This is a genomic window from Chitinophagales bacterium (assembly GCA_020636535.1).
In the GTDB taxonomy this organism is placed as follows: Bacteria; Bacteroidota; Bacteroidia; order Chitinophagales; family JADIYW01; genus JADJSS01.
This window is the reverse complement of record JACJXT010000011.1, coordinates 468,525-484,199: the sequence shown is the minus strand read 5'-3', so window position 1 is coordinate 484,199 and position 15,675 is coordinate 468,525. Positions and strand designations below refer to the sequence as shown.

The following is a 15,675-nucleotide window of genomic DNA, read 5'->3' as shown; positions in this document are numbered from 1 at the left end:
TATTTTGGATTTAGACAATATACAAGTACATTTTAGTCCAAATGGATTATTATTTCTTAATATTTGTTTAGGATATATTTTATTTGGCATTGCATTAAATCTTACTATAGCAGATTTTAAACTTATTTTAAAGCAACCTAAAACAATTTTAGTTGGTGCATTTTCGCAGTTTATTGCTTTTCCTTTTTTTACATTTTTACTAGTACTGCTTTGGAAACCAGCTGCACCATTGGCATTAGGTATGTTTTTAGTAGCAGCATGTCCTGGTGGAAACATCTCCAATTATATTACACATTTATCTAAAGGTAATACAGCATTATCTATAACACTTACAGCAATAGCAACTGTTTTAGCTATATTTTTTACACCAATAAATTTTGCTTTTTATGCTAGTAAGTATGAAGCAACCAATGCATTACTACACACTATTCATTTAGATTTTTTTGATTTACTAAAAAGTGTATTTATGTTATTGGCTATTCCTTTGTGTTTAGGAATGATAGTACGACATTATTTTCCTGAGTTTACAAAAAAGACCAAGCAATTTTTCTCTGTTACTTCTTTAATCATTTTTGTAGGATTTTTGGTTGTTGCTTGCGTTAATAATTTTGACAATTTTAAATTATATATAAAAGTAATAGTACTATTAGTATTGGTACATAATTTACTTGGATTTTTTTTAGGATATTTAATTGCCAAATTAGCCAAGTTAGATATGGCTTCAGTAAAAACCATTACCATAGAAACAGGCATTCAAAATGCAGGTTTAGGTTTAGTGTTGATTTTTAATTTCTTTGGCGGAATGGGTGGTATGGCATTAATTGCAGCATGGTGGGGAATTTGGCACATCATTGCTGGATTAATACTTTCTACAATATTAAGAAGAAAAGTATAATAGAAACACTAACAATATAAATTCAATTATTAATCAACTGATAGATAGACTGTCTTTGCCAAATTTTGAGAAGGAGAACAAAATTGTGGTCTACCTGTCGATACCATGTCTGCCGATAGGTAGAGACAAGCAATCTCAAACTATATATTTTTGATATATATTACTAAACTACTTTCACTTGTAAAGACGGAAATGTTTTTATCTCAAATTACGCAGTAGCTACTTTTTATACTATGAGTTATACACATGGTTACTCAAATTGAAGTATTTCATACTTCTAGTTCTAAATAGAAAGTGCGTAGTACTTCAACTTTATTAGCACTAACTTTTAAGCAGTAAAGCGTGGCGTAGCTACGCAACCTTAAAAACAAACAAAATGAAACCCTATTTTTTTCTAATGCGTAATTTGGGTTTATACTAATTAGCATTCAAAACAGCTTTATTCTTTTGTATTGTTTCTTTATCTATTTTGATTAATCGAAGTCAGGTTAATAATTAATAACTACACTAAATTAATTATTAACTACTAGCTTGTAACCTTGTCCGTGAATATTCATGATGGTTAAAGTATCGTCTGCTTTTAGATATTTTCTAATTTTAGATATAAAAACATCCATACTTCTTGCAGTAAAATAACTATCGTCTTGCCAAACATGTTTTAGTGCAATATCTCGCTCTAATAATTCGTCTTGTCTTTCAAAAAATAGTCGTAGTAACTCATTTTCTTTAGTCGTTAATTTTATTTCTTTTCCTTTAACTATTAATTTATGATTTTTATAATCTAACCTAGAGTTACCTGCAAAATATTCATTTTCTGCTTGTTTAACTTCTACTTTTTCTGTTCTTCTTAAAATAGCATTCATTTTTAATTCTAAGATTTCCATAGAAAAAGGTTTGGTAATGTAATCGTCTGCACCAATAGTTAAACCTTTAATTTTGTCTTCTTTCATCGACTTAGCTGTAAGAAAAATAATAGGCACTTCGGCATCGTCTGCTCTAATTTCTTCTGCTACAGTAAAGCCATCTTTCTTTGGCATCATCACATCAAGCAATATAATATCATATTTATTTTTTCTATAAGCAAAAAGACCTTCTGCTCCATCTCTTTTTAAATCTACCTCAAAGTTTTTGTGCTTTAAATATTCTTCTAGTAACATGCCTAAATTTGGATCGTCTTCTACTAGTAATACTTTTTTGTTTGTTGTTGTACTCATATCTTAATTATTTATTGGTAATTGTATTATAAATTTTGAACCTTCTTTTAATTTGCTTTCTACACTAATTTTTCCTTCGTGTGCTTCTACAATAGATTTTACATAACTCAAACCTAAACCAAAACCTTTTACAGTATGCACATCGCCTTTGGTTACTCTATAAAATTTATCAAATATTTTATTTTGATTTTCTTTAGATAAACCAATTCCATTATCTATTACCTCAATTTGTATGCCTTTTGGTGTGTCTAAAGTGTTAATTTTAATTAACGGAGTTTCTTCATTATATTTTATTGCGTTATCTATTAAATTATTTATCATATTAGAGATGTGTAATTCATCTATATACAAAACATTATTTTTTGCTTGAAAGTTCATTACTATTTGTCCGTTTAAACCTTCAAGCATTAAAGAAAATCTATTAGCAACCGACTCTATTATCTCATTAATATTTCTATAATCTTTATTCAGCTGAATTTCGCCTTTGTCTAGCTTGGCAATTTGTAGTACATTTTCTACATGATTGGCTAATCTTTTGTTCTCATCATATATGATATTAGCATATTTACTTCTATTGCTTTCTATAGATGCAATTGATTTATCTCTCAACATTTCGCTAGCTAAAGAAATAGTAGCAATTGGTGTTTTGAGTTCGTGTGTCATATTGCTAATGAAATCATTTTTCATGTCTGATAATTTCTTTTGTTGAAATATAATTTGAAACGACATGCCAAATGCTGCAACTGTTAACAAGAAGAAAAACAAAGAACTCAATATCATTGGCCACATTGAAAAATATAAGTACTTATCTCTTTCTGGAAAAAGCAATTTTAATGTTTTTTGTCCACCAAAAGCACTACGACTAAATAGTTCCATTTCGTACTTTGATTTATACAATAATGCAAGTGGTACTCCTTTTGAAATTAGTACAAAATTGTTGGGTGCCATTTCTGTAATACCATATTGTACCGTTGTTTTTATTCCTCTATGTGCTAAGTTTTTATCAATAATACTTTGTAGTTTACTCGTATCTAACCACTCGTTAATTGGCAATAAACTAATCATTTGTTTTGCCATTAATTCTTGTAAGTTATCAAATTCAATAGGTAGCGTTTTTAGCATTCTAGATTTTAATGCTCTATATTTTTCTGCATCGAAAGAATCTTTAGGAAACACATATTGTTTATAGTTGCCTAGTGTGTCGTAGTAATTAAGAATTAAGTCTTCGTTGTGTTTGTTTAGTTTTGATGTAATGTGATTATTGATGTGCGATTGACTAAATGCTGCATTTAACATTGGTTCTAAATTGATGTTTTCAATATCGTTAGCCATGTCATACATTGCTTGAAAAACATCATTATCAAAATCTTGAGCACGAGATTTTACTGCTTTCTGCAACCAAACTATTTGCAAAACAGCCAAACCCATTAATCCTAAGAAAAGACAAACAGAAGCAAATGCTACAAAATTTTTATTCACACTTCAAAGATAATTGAAAGTGAAAAACAAATTGTTAAATTAACTATTTTTAACCGCTATTCAATATTGTTTTCTAGCGACTGAGCTTTTTCTAAAGTCACTTTTTTGTTGTTATAATATGCTTGAATATAAGCATTTTCATAACCAGCTTCTTTGATTTTTTGCAAGTATTTTTCGGCAGTTTCGTAGTCTTTATACTTGCCAATGTAATATAGTGTATTGTCTCCGTCTTTCTCTTTAATAAACAAACCTAATGCTTCTATATCGTAGTAATAAGAAGTTCCTGGATCTTTTAAAAATGAACTGAGAAATATATTGTAATACAAACCTTCTATTGCTTCGTTCTTTTTTGACTTTTTAGATTTACTTGTTGTTGTTTTAGTTGTAACTATACTTTCTTCTGCTACCGTTTTCGCAACTTTTAAAGAATCTTTTACTGCTTTTTTATTAATTGATGCAAGTTTTTCTTTATTAGATTTAGTTTTTATTTTATCTACCTTTTCTTTATTTGTAGTAGCATCAAACGATTCGATAATTGGTGTATTGGTTTTATTAACTTGCTGTATTTTTTTTAGTTCATTGTATTTTTTTTCATACGCTAAAGCTTCTGCATCTCTTTTCTTTAACTCTAAACAAATAGCATATTCTTTATACGCTTCTATATTAATGTTTGGATATTCTATTACCTTTTCATACCAAGGCAATGCACTAATTTTTTTATTGGTATAAAAGTAGCATCTAGCAATTTGTAATTTAAATTCTAGTAAATCATGTTTGCTTTCTAGTTTTTGATAGATTTTTAGTGCCTCATTATACTTTTTATCAAAGAATAACTGATTGGCTTTATTCCATTGTTTGTATTCATTTTTTGCTGATGACATCAAACAAAATGACAAACTAAATACTAATACAGCTACTCTTAACATGGTACAAAGTAAATGAAAATATTTAAGATAAATAAAGTAATGTGATTATGAAATAGTAGCTTTTGCTTCTGCTAGCTTATCGTCTATTTGTCTAGTTAGAAAATGATAGAACATTATAAAATCTGATGCTAAGCTATAAAACGGATATTGAAAAGTTGCTGGTTTATTTTTCTCAAAAAAGAAATGACCTATCCAAGCAAAAGTATAACCTAATAAAGGCAACATTGCTACTTTCCACCAAGTTGGTTGAACGATTAACCAAACCAACGCTAGTATAACTAAACCTGTTCCTACATAGTGCAACACTCTACAGGTTGGATTGCTATGTTCTGTTAAATAATATGGATAAAATGCTTTTAGTGATTGATATTTCTTTTCCATGATAGTTGCTTTTCTATATTTAAAGTTAATCAAAAATATTGAAATAGATTAGATAGATTGTTAGACATAAGATATTAGACGATGGACTTTCTTCTTCAGAGTCATTTGCAAGGAGACTCTGAGTGGTGCAAAATTTAATAATATCAACAATAAATAAAAATACTTGTAATAAGCGTATTTTTGAGCTTGAAAAATGGAACTTAAACAAAAGGCATATTTACAAATACACATTGCTGTTTTTTTATGGGGAATTACGGCTATTCTTGGTAAACTAATTTCGTACTCGGAATTGGTTTTGGTTTGGTACAGAATGACTATGGTAAGTGTTCTGTTTTTATTTTTTCCAAGCATCTATAAAGAACTAAAAACATTAAGCCAATCGACTATTATAAAAGTTGGTGCTATTGGAATTTTAGTAGCATTACATTGGGTTTGTTTTTATGGTTCTATCAAATATGCTAATGCTTCTGTTGCTCTAAGTTGCTTGGCTTTGACTTCTTTTTTTACGGCTATTATTGAACCAATAATTACTAAAACACCATTCAACAAAGCAGAACTATTATTAGGTATTTTGGTCATTCCTGGAATATGGTTAATCAGTCAATCGATTAATACCAATTATTATATTGGATTGATTTTAGGTTTACTTGCAGCTTTGTTAGCAGCAATATTTACATCGCTCAATAAAAAGGAAACACAACATACGCCACCAAAAGTTACGGTGTTTATACAATTAGGTTGTGGTGCTTTATTTTTAAGTTTAATTATGCCAATCTACTTGCAATTTTTTCCAAATAGTTTTTATTTGCCAGATGGTAGAGATTTAATTTTACTAATAATATTAGCTGTAATCTGCACCATTTTACCTTATATTTTATATTTAAAATCGTTGAAAGTATTGACTGCCTTTGCTACCAACTTAATCAACAATTTAGAACCAATTTATGGTATTATTTTAGCCGCTATTTTTTTTCAAGAAAACAAAGAATTATCCATTAGCTTTTATATAGGAACTTTAATTATATTATTAGCTGTTTTTATTGATCCAATGGTACAAAAAACGGTTAACCGACCAAAGCATTGATATCTTTCAGAAAGAAACTTCAGACAAATAATAAGAATAAGTCCGTCTACTCTGAGTGAAATGGAATGAAACGAAGAGTCTCCCTGTTGACCTAGGAGATATTTCGCTATCGCTCAATATGACGACAATGAGTTGTTAAGCGACGATTGAATTAAGTGCTGATTTTATAATTTCTAATGCTTGATTGAGTTGTTGTTCATTAATAACTAATGGTGGTGCAAATCGAATAATATTACCATGAGTAGGTTTAGCTAATAATCCATTATCTCGCATGTGTAAACACAAGTTCCAAGCCAATTCATCTTCATGGTTCCATTCATTATCGTACTCATGCTTTTGTTTGATTTCTATTGCATTCAACAAACCTTTTCCTCTTATCTCTTTCACCAATGGATGATTTAATGCTTTGAGTTCATTTCTAAAAATCTCGCCCATTGTAGCAGCATTTTCAATAAGATTTTCTTCTTGAATGACTTCTAATGCAGCCATTGCTACTTTACAAGCCAAAGGATTTCCACCAAAAGTAGAACCATGTTCGCCTGGTTTAATGCACAACATAATTTCATCATTAGCTAAAACTGCACTTATTGGCATAACACCACCACTCAACGCTTTACCCAAAATAAGAATATCTGGTTTTACATGATCGTGGTCGCAGCACATCATTTTTCCAGTTCTGGCAATTCCTGTTTGTACTTCATCGGCAATAAACAATACATTATATTGTGTACACAAAGCACGAACTTGTTGTAGATAACCATCATCAGGAACAATTACACCAGCTTCGCCTTGTATTGGTTCTACAAAAAATGCAGCTACTGTTTTGTCTTGCAATGCTTGCTCTAAAGCAGGAATATCGTTATAAGGAATTTTTTCAAATCCAGGAACAAATGGACCAAAACCTTTGTATGAACTTGGATCTGTTGAGGCAGAAACAGCAGCAATGGTTCGTCCCATAAAATTATTGTTGGCAAAAATAATTTTAGCTTTATTTTCTTCTACGCCTTTTACTTCGTAAGCCCATTTTCTTGCTAACTTGATAGCAGTTTCACCACCTTCAACTCCAGTATTCATTGGCAATACCTTATCGTAACCTAAAAGCTGTGTAATGTATTGTTCGTATGCTCCTAGTGCATCATTATAGAAAGCTCTTGATGTAAGTGTTAGTTGTTCTGCTTGTTCTTGTAATGCATTTATTATTTTTGGATGACAATGTCCTTGATTGACAGCAGAGTATGCCGACAAAAAATCGAAGTACTTTTTACCATCTACATCCCAAACAAAAATGCCTTTTCCTTTATTTAGTACTACTGGTAATGGATGATAATTATGTGCACCAAATTTATCTTCTAGTCCAATGTAATAAGCACTATCTTTCATGTTCTGTTTTTTGTAAAATTAATAAAAAACAGAAAGAAAGTAAACAAAACCTTTCCACTTAGAAACTACTCTCCTTCTTAGAATGGGCAGTCTCTACATGGGTTGACTTGCATATCAAATCTTTGTAGTGATTTGAAGTCGTAGCCACCACCTACTATTCTAAATTCTGTTCTTCTGTTTCTTTGGTGTTCGTACTCGCTACATGGTACACCATCGGTACAACCATTTACTGGTTGTGTTTCACCATAGCCTTTGGCTTGTAGTCTATTCTTGCTGATGCCTCTTGCTATCAACCAGTTCACTACACTCTGTGCTCTGCGTTGCGATAGCTTGATGTTATAATCATATGGTGCTCTTGAGTCGGTATGTGAGCCAATTTCTACTATCACACTTGGGTTCTCTTGCATGAAGCTAAGTAACTTGTTTAAGTCGCCTTCACTCTCTTCTCTTATGTACCACTTGTCAAAGTCATAGTATATGTCTTTTAGTACGATTGGTTCTGATTTCTCGCCATCTGGATAGCTGTCTGGTATGCCATCGCCATCTGTGTCTATCATACCACCTGGTATTGGATCTAGTATTACTTCTACTTCTTTTGGATTAACACCACATCTCATGTCTATCTTACAATCGCCATCATCTTTGATTACTTCTGTATATCCTGGTAGGTATCCTTCTTTGTTGGCTACTACTATGTAATCACAGTCGCATCTTACTATCTCGCATATCTTACCATTCTCATCTGCTACTAGTGCTTTTGTCCATCCTTCACACTTGCTAGACAATAGTATCTTCGCTCCTGCCAGTGGATGGGTATTCTCTGGTGTTTTGTTGTCTATGTTTTCTATGCTTTCTGGTGTCGTAGTATTTGGTGTGTTTAAGCTCTCTAAGCTCTTACCTAGTACTGTTATACTCATAGCATATTCTTTGCTCTTCTCTAATGGTATTTTTACAAATACTGTTCCACCTGGCTCTACGCCTTTGGTTGTAGCACACACACTATTGTTGCTTGCATAACCTTCTGCACTCGCCTCAAAACAGTAATCCATATTCTTAATCACTCCAAACTCAAACTCTCCATCACATTCCGTTTCTGTTCTTCCTTCTTCACTGCTCGTAGTTTTGGCAATCATCTTTACTTTACTCTCACATATCGGCTCGCCTGTTTGTGCATCTACTACTATTCCTTCTAAATATATGCCATCATCCTCAAAGCTATAAATGTCATCTAAGCCATGTCCACCTTCTCTGTTCGATGTAAAGTATCCTGTGCTTTTGTCTTCGCCATACACCAAGCCAAAGTCATCATACGAACTGTTGATTGGTGCTCCTATGTTTCTTATCTTACCTACTTTGTCTGTCTTTGCGTCTACTTTCGTTCTAAAGATGTCTAGACCGCCTAATCCGCCATGTCCATCACTAGCAAAATATAGGTTATTATCTTTATCTACATACGGAAACATCTCCATGCCTTCTGTGTTGATTTCTGGTCCTAAGTTCTTTGGTGTACCCCAACTGCCTTCGCCTTCTTTCTGTGTTACATATACATCTGTACCACCGTAACCACCTGGCATATCACTGATAAAATACATCGTATTACCATCTGGTGTAAGTGCTGGATGTCCTACACTATATTCATCGTTATTATAGGCAAACTCTTTGTCTTTCTCCCACTTCAGTCCATTCACCTCCGATTCGTATATCTTTAACTTTACTATCTTATCATCACTCTTGCCTGTCTTGCCATGATAGTAGTTGTTTCTAGTAAAATATACCTTATTCCCTTCTGGTGTGAAGCTTGGTGTTGCTTCGTGATACTTCGTACTGGCATCGTCTTTTAGCTGTTTTGGCTTGCTATCGAACTTCGTACCTTTTCCTTCTACAAAGTACATATCAAAAAACTGTGTCCCTGTCCATGTGTGTTCTCTGCCTATTGCTTTTGAACTGTCTCTACTTGAGGAGTAGTATAAGCCACCGTCTTTGTAATATGGTCCAAAATCATATCCACCACTGTTAAAATCTAAATTATGTATTTCGTATCTATCTCTACTTAGTAAGTACTGTCCGTAGTCCGCACTTGCTTTGAGTTGATTCCCTGCTCTTTTATCTTCTGGTACACTTTGCTTGTAATTGGCATACCACTTTGCTGCTTCTTCATACTTCTCATTTGCCTGTAGCATTTGTGCGTAGTATAGCTTGTATTTTGGATCTAATTCATCTCCTGCATTTACTGCTTTGCCATACCAATACTCTGCTTGTACAAAGTTAGATGTTAATCTATAGCAATCGCCTAACTCGCTCATCGCTTTGACATCGCCTTCACCTTTTTTCTTTAGGTAATCTTCATATAATGGTATCGCTTCTTTGTAGGCTAAGTCGTTGTATAACTTCTCTGCTTTGCTTATGCCTCCTATTGCATTTTCTGTAACTCCACCGCCTTCTATTACTTGTGCTTTGGTTTGCATGCCTAAAAACAGGAGCATCATAAGTAATAGTACTATTTTGCTTATGTTTATTTTTATTGCTCTTTTTATATATTTTTGTCCCTTTTTCATTTGTATTTCTGTTTTAGGTCTTTTTAAAAATATCTTGGTGTGATTACTTTTTTCTTCTCAAAGCCAAAGTCATAGCCTAGTATCACTTCATAACTACCATTGTTATAATCTCCGAGTTTGGTTAGTGTATAATCATAGGCAAAGCCTATTAACAGTTGTTTGGTTGGCCATACCTCTAAAAGTGCATCGAAGCTATCGCTGTTCGTTAGTCCTGTCTTCTTGTTGTGAAAGGCAGTTCTATAGGTTCCGCCTATGTTTACTCTATCGTAAATGAGTAAGCTTAAGTTAAAGTCAAACTCATGTGGTATCTTTTGCTCTGCACTAGCTATGTATTTGTACATTATCTGTGGTCTGATTTTAAGTACCTTACCTGCTGGTATTACACCTCCTGCTAGTGCAAAAAAGTGTGGTGTTCTGCTTGCACTTGTAAAGCTACCTTGTGAACTCTGTGCTAGTGCGTCTACTTGGTCTTTGTTGTACAAGTCGCCTTTGATAAAGTTAGGTACACTCGCTCCTACATAAAAATACTTGTGATAGATATATAGTCCTGCTCCTACATCTGGAAGTATTCTACTTACATTCTCTTGGAATACTGGATCTTGTTGTTCCAATGGATTTAACTCCGATAAGTTGCTCTTATACCATAGTATACCTGCATTGATACCAATGCTTAACTTTACGCCTTTGCCTAGTGGTACTCGGTATGCGTAACTTACATCAAACCATGTTTGGTTCGTTACACCTAGTCTGTCGTTCACTAAGAAAAAGCCCATGGCTGAGTGTTCTTTCTTAAACGGTGAGTGAATACTCACTGTCGTTGTCTGTGGTGCTCCATCTATGCCTGTCCACTGGTTTCTATACAGTGCCCTAATGCTTAGCACCTCTCTAGAACCTGTGTAACCTGCGTTGATTGGCAACTTGTTATACATGAACTGCGTGTACTGTGGTTCTTGTTGTCCGTATACCACTCCTGCTTGTAATAGTAACAGTAGCAACGCCATTTTACCGAATACTTTAAGACTATTTATCATCTCTTTTCTTTTTATTTGTTCCTTTTATTGTTCCCTTTTTTGCCTTTGGGGCAGCATGCCTTCTATTACACGCTGCCTTATTGGCTTTTTGGTATTCTCTCTCTTTTCTTATCTATTACCTGTGAATGACTATAAATCCTGCTTTGTTCACCTGCTCTCCTTCTCTGGTTAAGTATTTCAACACATAGTAGTAAGTACCATCTGGTAGTGGTGCTCCTTTGTACTCGCCATCCCAGCCAGACAAGTTGCTATATGCCTCGTTTCTATACACCTCTATGCCCCATCGGTTGTAAACGCATAACACTACATCTACTGACTCTTCTATACATGGTATGTACCAAGTATCGTTGATACCATCTCCGTTTGGTGAGATCGCATTTGGTATGATACAGCTTTCTATCTCTATAAATACCCATGCTGTATCGTTACCATCTGGATCGCAGATTACATACTGGAAGCTGTCTACTCCTCTGTAGTCTACCTGTGGTGTATAGGTTATCGTGCCGTCTGTATTCACTACCACACTTCCATGCTCTGGTGCTGTAATGATACCTTCTGGACTACATACTTGTAGTGGATCACTATCGGTTTGTTCGTCATTACCTAGTACCGTTATTGTAATTGGTGTGTTTACATCGGTTACCACTGTATCATTATTTGCTACTGGTGGCACGCCTGTTACCGTGATGATAACCGTAGTCTCGAAGCATTCGCCGTCCTCATTACATGCACTTATACATAGTGTATCTGTTCCCTTAACATCACCTGCCGTGTAAACCAAGCAACCTTCCTCATTAATGTACCAACTAATATAGTCTTCTACGCCTGCTGTCGCTCCTGTGCATGCTGTTATCGTTATATCAGTTCCCGTTGGTAGTATGAATTCACCACAGATACTGTCTGTCTCGTTGATTGGTATTATCTCTCTTATAGTATCTTTTGGTTCTTCTACTGTAATAATGATGATAGTTGTATCGCACATGCCTAAGTCATCGCATACTGTAATACATATCGTATCGTTGCCTGTAAAGCCATCCTCTGGTGTATATACTATACATGGATCTGTACCTGTTATCTCTACATTTGCATTACCATCGCATGTAGTAATACTCGTTACCGTGCCTGATAACTGTGTAGTATCTAAACATACTGTTACCGGACATCCATAACAGGTCGTGTCAAGGATAGTGTCTACTGAAGGCAGATTACTGACAATTAATATTGTAGTATCTATTATACCTGTAATAGTATCTTTCTTTATGATACATAATGTATCTAATCCAAACCCTCCTAAATCACTCCTATCTATTACAACACAACCGTCATCATTTACATTATAGATATTGCTACTATTATTATTATGACTACACAACACTATTTCCGTTACAATATTACTCATCATTGGCTCTATCTCAACACATATCGTATCTAGTGTTGATATCACACCTGTATCATATATCGTCTCCGTGGTTGGTAGCTTATTAATGATAATGACTGTAGTATCACAACTGATAAAGACTATAGTATCTACTCCCACCTCATCATCTAAATAATAAATAAAACAATTTGAAGAAGTATCAAAATCCCAATCATCTCTATAAACTATACCAATAACTGCACCATCTATTATCTTAGCTACTTGAATTATTGGATTATTTACGCCATCATAGCAGATTGTATCTAAACAAATAACTATAGAATCTTTATTATACACTGTATCATAAATTGTATCAATAAGAGGAATTACATTTACTAATACACTAGTCGTATCACATACACCTAGTGTATTGTCACAAACCACTACACAGAACTGATCTTCTCCTATATCTGTTCCTGTATATGTCACATTTACACAGTTACCATTGATAGTGGTGGTTGGCATCGTGATGTTGTCTAGTGCTCCGTTGCACAATACTATTGATACATCGTCTGCGGACATGCCGTCTTCGATTACTACACAAATGTCATTAGTTGAATTCACTCTTAATGTATCATATATCATTTCTACAGATGGAATAATTGGCACTTCTATTACCAATGTGTCGCATACTTCCCCTAGCGTATCACATACTATGATACATAGGGTGTCTTTGCCTATCGTTCCGTTTGAGGTATATGTTACACAACCAGTGCTGCTGTCTATACTGTATGCACCTAGTCCACTTGTTGCTTCTTGTGTTCCATCGCACAGTGTCCAGTGACCATTAGTGATATCAAAAATCGTATCTAAACATATGGTATTAGTACAGGTATCACATACTGGTAGTGTTGGCAAGGTGTCTGTTGCTGTTACTGTGATTACTACTGTGGTGGTATCACATACACCTAGTGTATTGTCACAAACCACTACACAGAACTCATCTTCGCCTATGTCTGTGCCTGTATAACTTACCATAACACAACTACCATTGATAGTGGTGGTTGGCATCGTGATGTTGTCTAGTGCTCCGTTGCACAATACTATTGATACATCGTCTGCGGACATGCCGTCTTCTATCTGTACACATAAGCTGTCGGTCGTACCGATTGTCGTACTGTCTGTCACTTCTTCTGTTGTTGGTATAATTCCTATTATTACTGGTACGCTATCGCATACTTCCCCTAGCGTATCACATACTATGATACATAGGGTGTCTTTGCCTATCGTTCCGTTTGAGGTATATGTTACACAACCAGTGCTGCTGTCTATACTGTATGCACCTAGTCCACTTGTTGCTTCTTGTGTTCCATCGCACAGTGTCCAGTGACCATTAGTGATATCAAAAATCGTATCTAAACATATGGTATTAGTACAGGTATCACATACTGGTAGTGTTGGCAAGGTGTCTGTTGCTGTTACTGTGATTACTACTGTGGTGGTATCACATACCCCTAGTATCGTATCGCATATCACTACACAGAACTCATCTTCGCCTATGTCTGTGCCTGTATAACTTACCATAACACAACTACCATTGATAGTGGTGGTTGGCATCGTGATGTTGTCTAGTGCTCCGTTGCACAATACTATTGATACATCGTCTGCGGACATGCCGTCTTCTATCTGTACACATAAGCTGTCGGTCGTACCGATTGTCGTACTGTCTGTCACTTCTTCTGTTGTTGGTATAATTCCTATTATTACTGGTACGCTATCGCATACTTCCCCTAGCGTATCACATACTATGATACATAGGGTGTCTTTGCCTATCGTTCCGTTTGAGGTATATGTTACACAACCAGTGCTGCTGTCTATACTGTATGCACCTAGTCCACTTGTTGCTTCTTGTGTTCCATCGCACAGTGTCCAGTGACCATTAGTGATATCAAAAATCGTATCTAAACATATGGTATTAGTACAGGTATCACATACTGGTAGTGTTGGCAAGGTGTCTGTTGCTGTTACTGTGATTACTACTGTGGTGGTATCACATACCCCTAGTATCGTATCGCATATCACTACACAGAACTCATCTTCGCCTATGTCTGTGCCTGTATAACTTACCATAACACAACTACCATTGATAGTGGTGGTTGGCATCGTGATGTTGTCTAGTGCTCCGTTGCACAATACTATTGATACATCGTCTGCGGACATGCCGTCTTCTATCTGTACACATAAGCTGTCGGTCGTACCGATTGTCGTACTGTCTGTCACTTCTTCTGTTGTTGGTATAATTCCTATTATTACTGGTACGCTATCGCATACTTCCCCTAGCGTATCACATACTATGATACATAGGGTGTCTTTGCCTATCGTTCCGTTTGAGGTATATGTTACACAACCAGTGCTGCTGTCTATACTGTATGCACCTAGTCCACTTGTTGCTTCTTGTGTTCCATCGCACAGTGTCCAGTGACCATTAGTGATATCAAAAATCGTATCTAAACATATGGTATTAGTACAGGTATCACATACTGGTAGTGTTGGCAAGGTGTCTGTAAGGCATAAATCTAATGTAATAATAGAATTGATGATGCTATCGCATCCATTTATATTTGTTAGTACATCTGTAAATGTACCCCCTGTTTTATATACACTTGACCCTACGATAATACTATCGCCGTAACAAAGTGCATAGTAGTTTGTTGTTGTATCTAAATTTAAAAGTTTGACAATAAAATGCTCTGTTTCAATAGTATCGCAACCGAGTGGTGCTACTTTAGCATAGATTAAGCCAGTATCTGCTGCACTTACAGAAAGTGTACTACCAGTTTCTCCACTTAGAAGAACACCATTTTTATACCATTGGTAAGTTGCCGAAAGTGTTGTTACAGTTCCTGCATTGATAATCATATTTGTATCTCCGCAAGAAGTTGTTCTACTTAGCAAGATAAAGAGATCTGTTTTTTTGGAACAGCCCATTTTACCTACTGGCGTATACTCTGCATAATACAGCCCAGCTGCTTGTACATTGGTTAATGTGTTGCTAGTTGCTCCACTAATTGCTCCACTTGCATTGTACCATTGGTAATTACTATTACCTATGGGTGCAGTTAAATTAAATGACTGTGCATTTAACTGCTGCACCATAATAGTAAGTATTACTATTAGTAGGCATTTAAAATTTAAGTAAGCTATTTTATTGCTCATAGTTTTCTTTTTTAGACCGCTAGGCGTACAGATCGCTACGCTTTTATACATAAGACCACTACGCTTTTAGATTTTTATTTTTATAGTAGAAGTACTTAGTATAGAGTAGTGCGTACTGCGACTGCTCTTTACTTGGCACTTACTGTTTTTTTTTCCT

At 34.8% G+C, this 15,675-nt stretch carries 10 protein-coding genes; 2 read left to right on the top strand and 8 right to left on the bottom strand.

Going from position 1 to position 15,675, the window contains the following annotated elements; all coding sequences use genetic code 11:
• Position 1 precedes the first annotated feature (1 nt).
• Complete coding sequence (locus H6553_02480) at positions 2 to 895, top strand: bile acid:sodium symporter family protein (GenBank protein ID MCB9032682.1); 894 nt, start codon at positions 2 to 4, stop codon at positions 893 to 895.
• A gap of 512 nt (positions 896 to 1,407) precedes the next feature.
• Here H6553_02480 and H6553_02475 read toward each other — a convergent pair.
• The 4 genes from H6553_02475 to H6553_02460 all read right to left on the bottom strand — a co-directional run bounded on the left by H6553_02475 (position 1,408) and on the right by H6553_02460 (position 4,895).
• On the bottom strand, positions 1,408 to 2,109 hold the full coding sequence (locus H6553_02475) for a response regulator transcription factor (protein MCB9032681.1): 702 nt from the start codon (positions 2,107 to 2,109) through the stop codon (positions 1,408 to 1,410).
• A gap of 3 nt (positions 2,110 to 2,112) precedes the next feature.
• The gene (locus tag H6553_02470; protein MCB9032680.1) at positions 2,113 to 3,588 is read right to left on the bottom strand and encodes a HAMP domain-containing histidine kinase; all 1,476 of its coding nucleotides are present in this window, start codon (positions 3,586 to 3,588) and stop codon (positions 2,113 to 2,115) included.
• A gap of 56 nt (positions 3,589 to 3,644) precedes the next feature.
• Positions 3,645 to 4,469 (bottom strand): hypothetical protein, encoded by an 825-nt coding sequence (locus H6553_02465; GenBank protein MCB9032679.1) that lies wholly within the window; start codon positions 4,467 to 4,469, stop codon positions 3,645 to 3,647.
• 90 nt (positions 4,470 to 4,559) lie between these two features.
• Positions 4,560 to 4,895 (bottom strand): DUF962 domain-containing protein, encoded by a 336-nt coding sequence (locus tag H6553_02460; GenBank protein ID MCB9032678.1) that lies wholly within the window; start codon positions 4,893 to 4,895, stop codon positions 4,560 to 4,562.
• A gap of 193 nt (positions 4,896 to 5,088) precedes the next feature.
• Between H6553_02460 and H6553_02455 the strand changes: the two genes are divergently transcribed.
• Complete coding sequence (locus H6553_02455) at positions 5,089 to 5,979, top strand: EamA family transporter (GenBank protein MCB9032677.1); 891 nt, start codon at positions 5,089 to 5,091, stop codon at positions 5,977 to 5,979.
• Between the two features lie 135 nt (positions 5,980 to 6,114).
• Here the strand turns inward: H6553_02455 and rocD are convergent, their stop codons facing one another.
• The 4 genes from rocD to H6553_02435 form a co-directional block, all read right to left on the bottom strand.
• Positions 6,115 to 7,359: an ornithine--oxo-acid transaminase gene (gene rocD / locus H6553_02450; protein MCB9032676.1), complete on the bottom strand. Its 1,245-nt coding sequence runs from the start codon at positions 7,357 to 7,359 to the stop codon at positions 6,115 to 6,117.
• 77 nt (positions 7,360 to 7,436) lie between these two features.
• Entirely contained in the window at positions 7,437 to 9,914 is a 2,478-nt protein-coding gene (locus tag H6553_02445; GenBank protein MCB9032675.1) for an OmpA family protein, read from the bottom strand.
• A gap of 23 nt (positions 9,915 to 9,937) precedes the next feature.
• Positions 9,938 to 10,915 (bottom strand): type IX secretion system membrane protein PorP/SprF, encoded by a 978-nt coding sequence (locus H6553_02440; GenBank protein MCB9032674.1) that lies wholly within the window; start codon positions 10,913 to 10,915, stop codon positions 9,938 to 9,940.
• A 145-nt stretch (positions 10,916 to 11,060) separates the two neighbouring features.
• On the bottom strand, positions 11,061 to 15,518 hold the full coding sequence (locus H6553_02435) for a gliding motility-associated C-terminal domain-containing protein (GenBank protein MCB9032673.1): 4,458 nt from the start codon (positions 15,516 to 15,518) through the stop codon (positions 11,061 to 11,063).
• Positions 15,519 to 15,675 lie beyond the last annotated feature (157 nt).

Excerpts from the sequence above, each read along its gene's own strand:
- H6553_02445 (MCB9032675.1), bottom strand. The coding sequence starts at position 9,914 with ATGAAAAAGGGACAAAAATATATAAAAAGAGCAATAAAAATAAACATA.
- H6553_02465 (MCB9032679.1), bottom strand. The coding sequence starts at position 4,469 with ATGTCATCAGCAAAAAATGAATACAAACAATGGAATAAAGCCAATCAG.
- H6553_02435 (MCB9032673.1), bottom strand. The coding sequence starts at position 15,518 with ATGAGCAATAAAATAGCTTACTTAAATTTTAAATGCCTACTAATAGTA.
- H6553_02455 (MCB9032677.1), top strand. The coding sequence starts at position 5,089 with ATGGAACTTAAACAAAAGGCATATTTACAAATACACATTGCTGTTTTT.
- rocD (MCB9032676.1), bottom strand. The coding sequence starts at position 7,359 with ATGAAAGATAGTGCTTATTACATTGGACTAGAAGATAAATTTGGTGCA.
- H6553_02440 (MCB9032674.1), bottom strand. The coding sequence starts at position 10,915 with ATGGCGTTGCTACTGTTACTATTACAAGCAGGAGTGGTATACGGACAA.
- H6553_02475 (MCB9032681.1), bottom strand. The coding sequence starts at position 2,109 with ATGAGTACAACAACAAACAAAAAAGTATTACTAGTAGAAGACGATCCA.
- H6553_02460 (MCB9032678.1), bottom strand. The coding sequence starts at position 4,895 with ATGGAAAAGAAATATCAATCACTAAAAGCATTTTATCCATATTATTTA.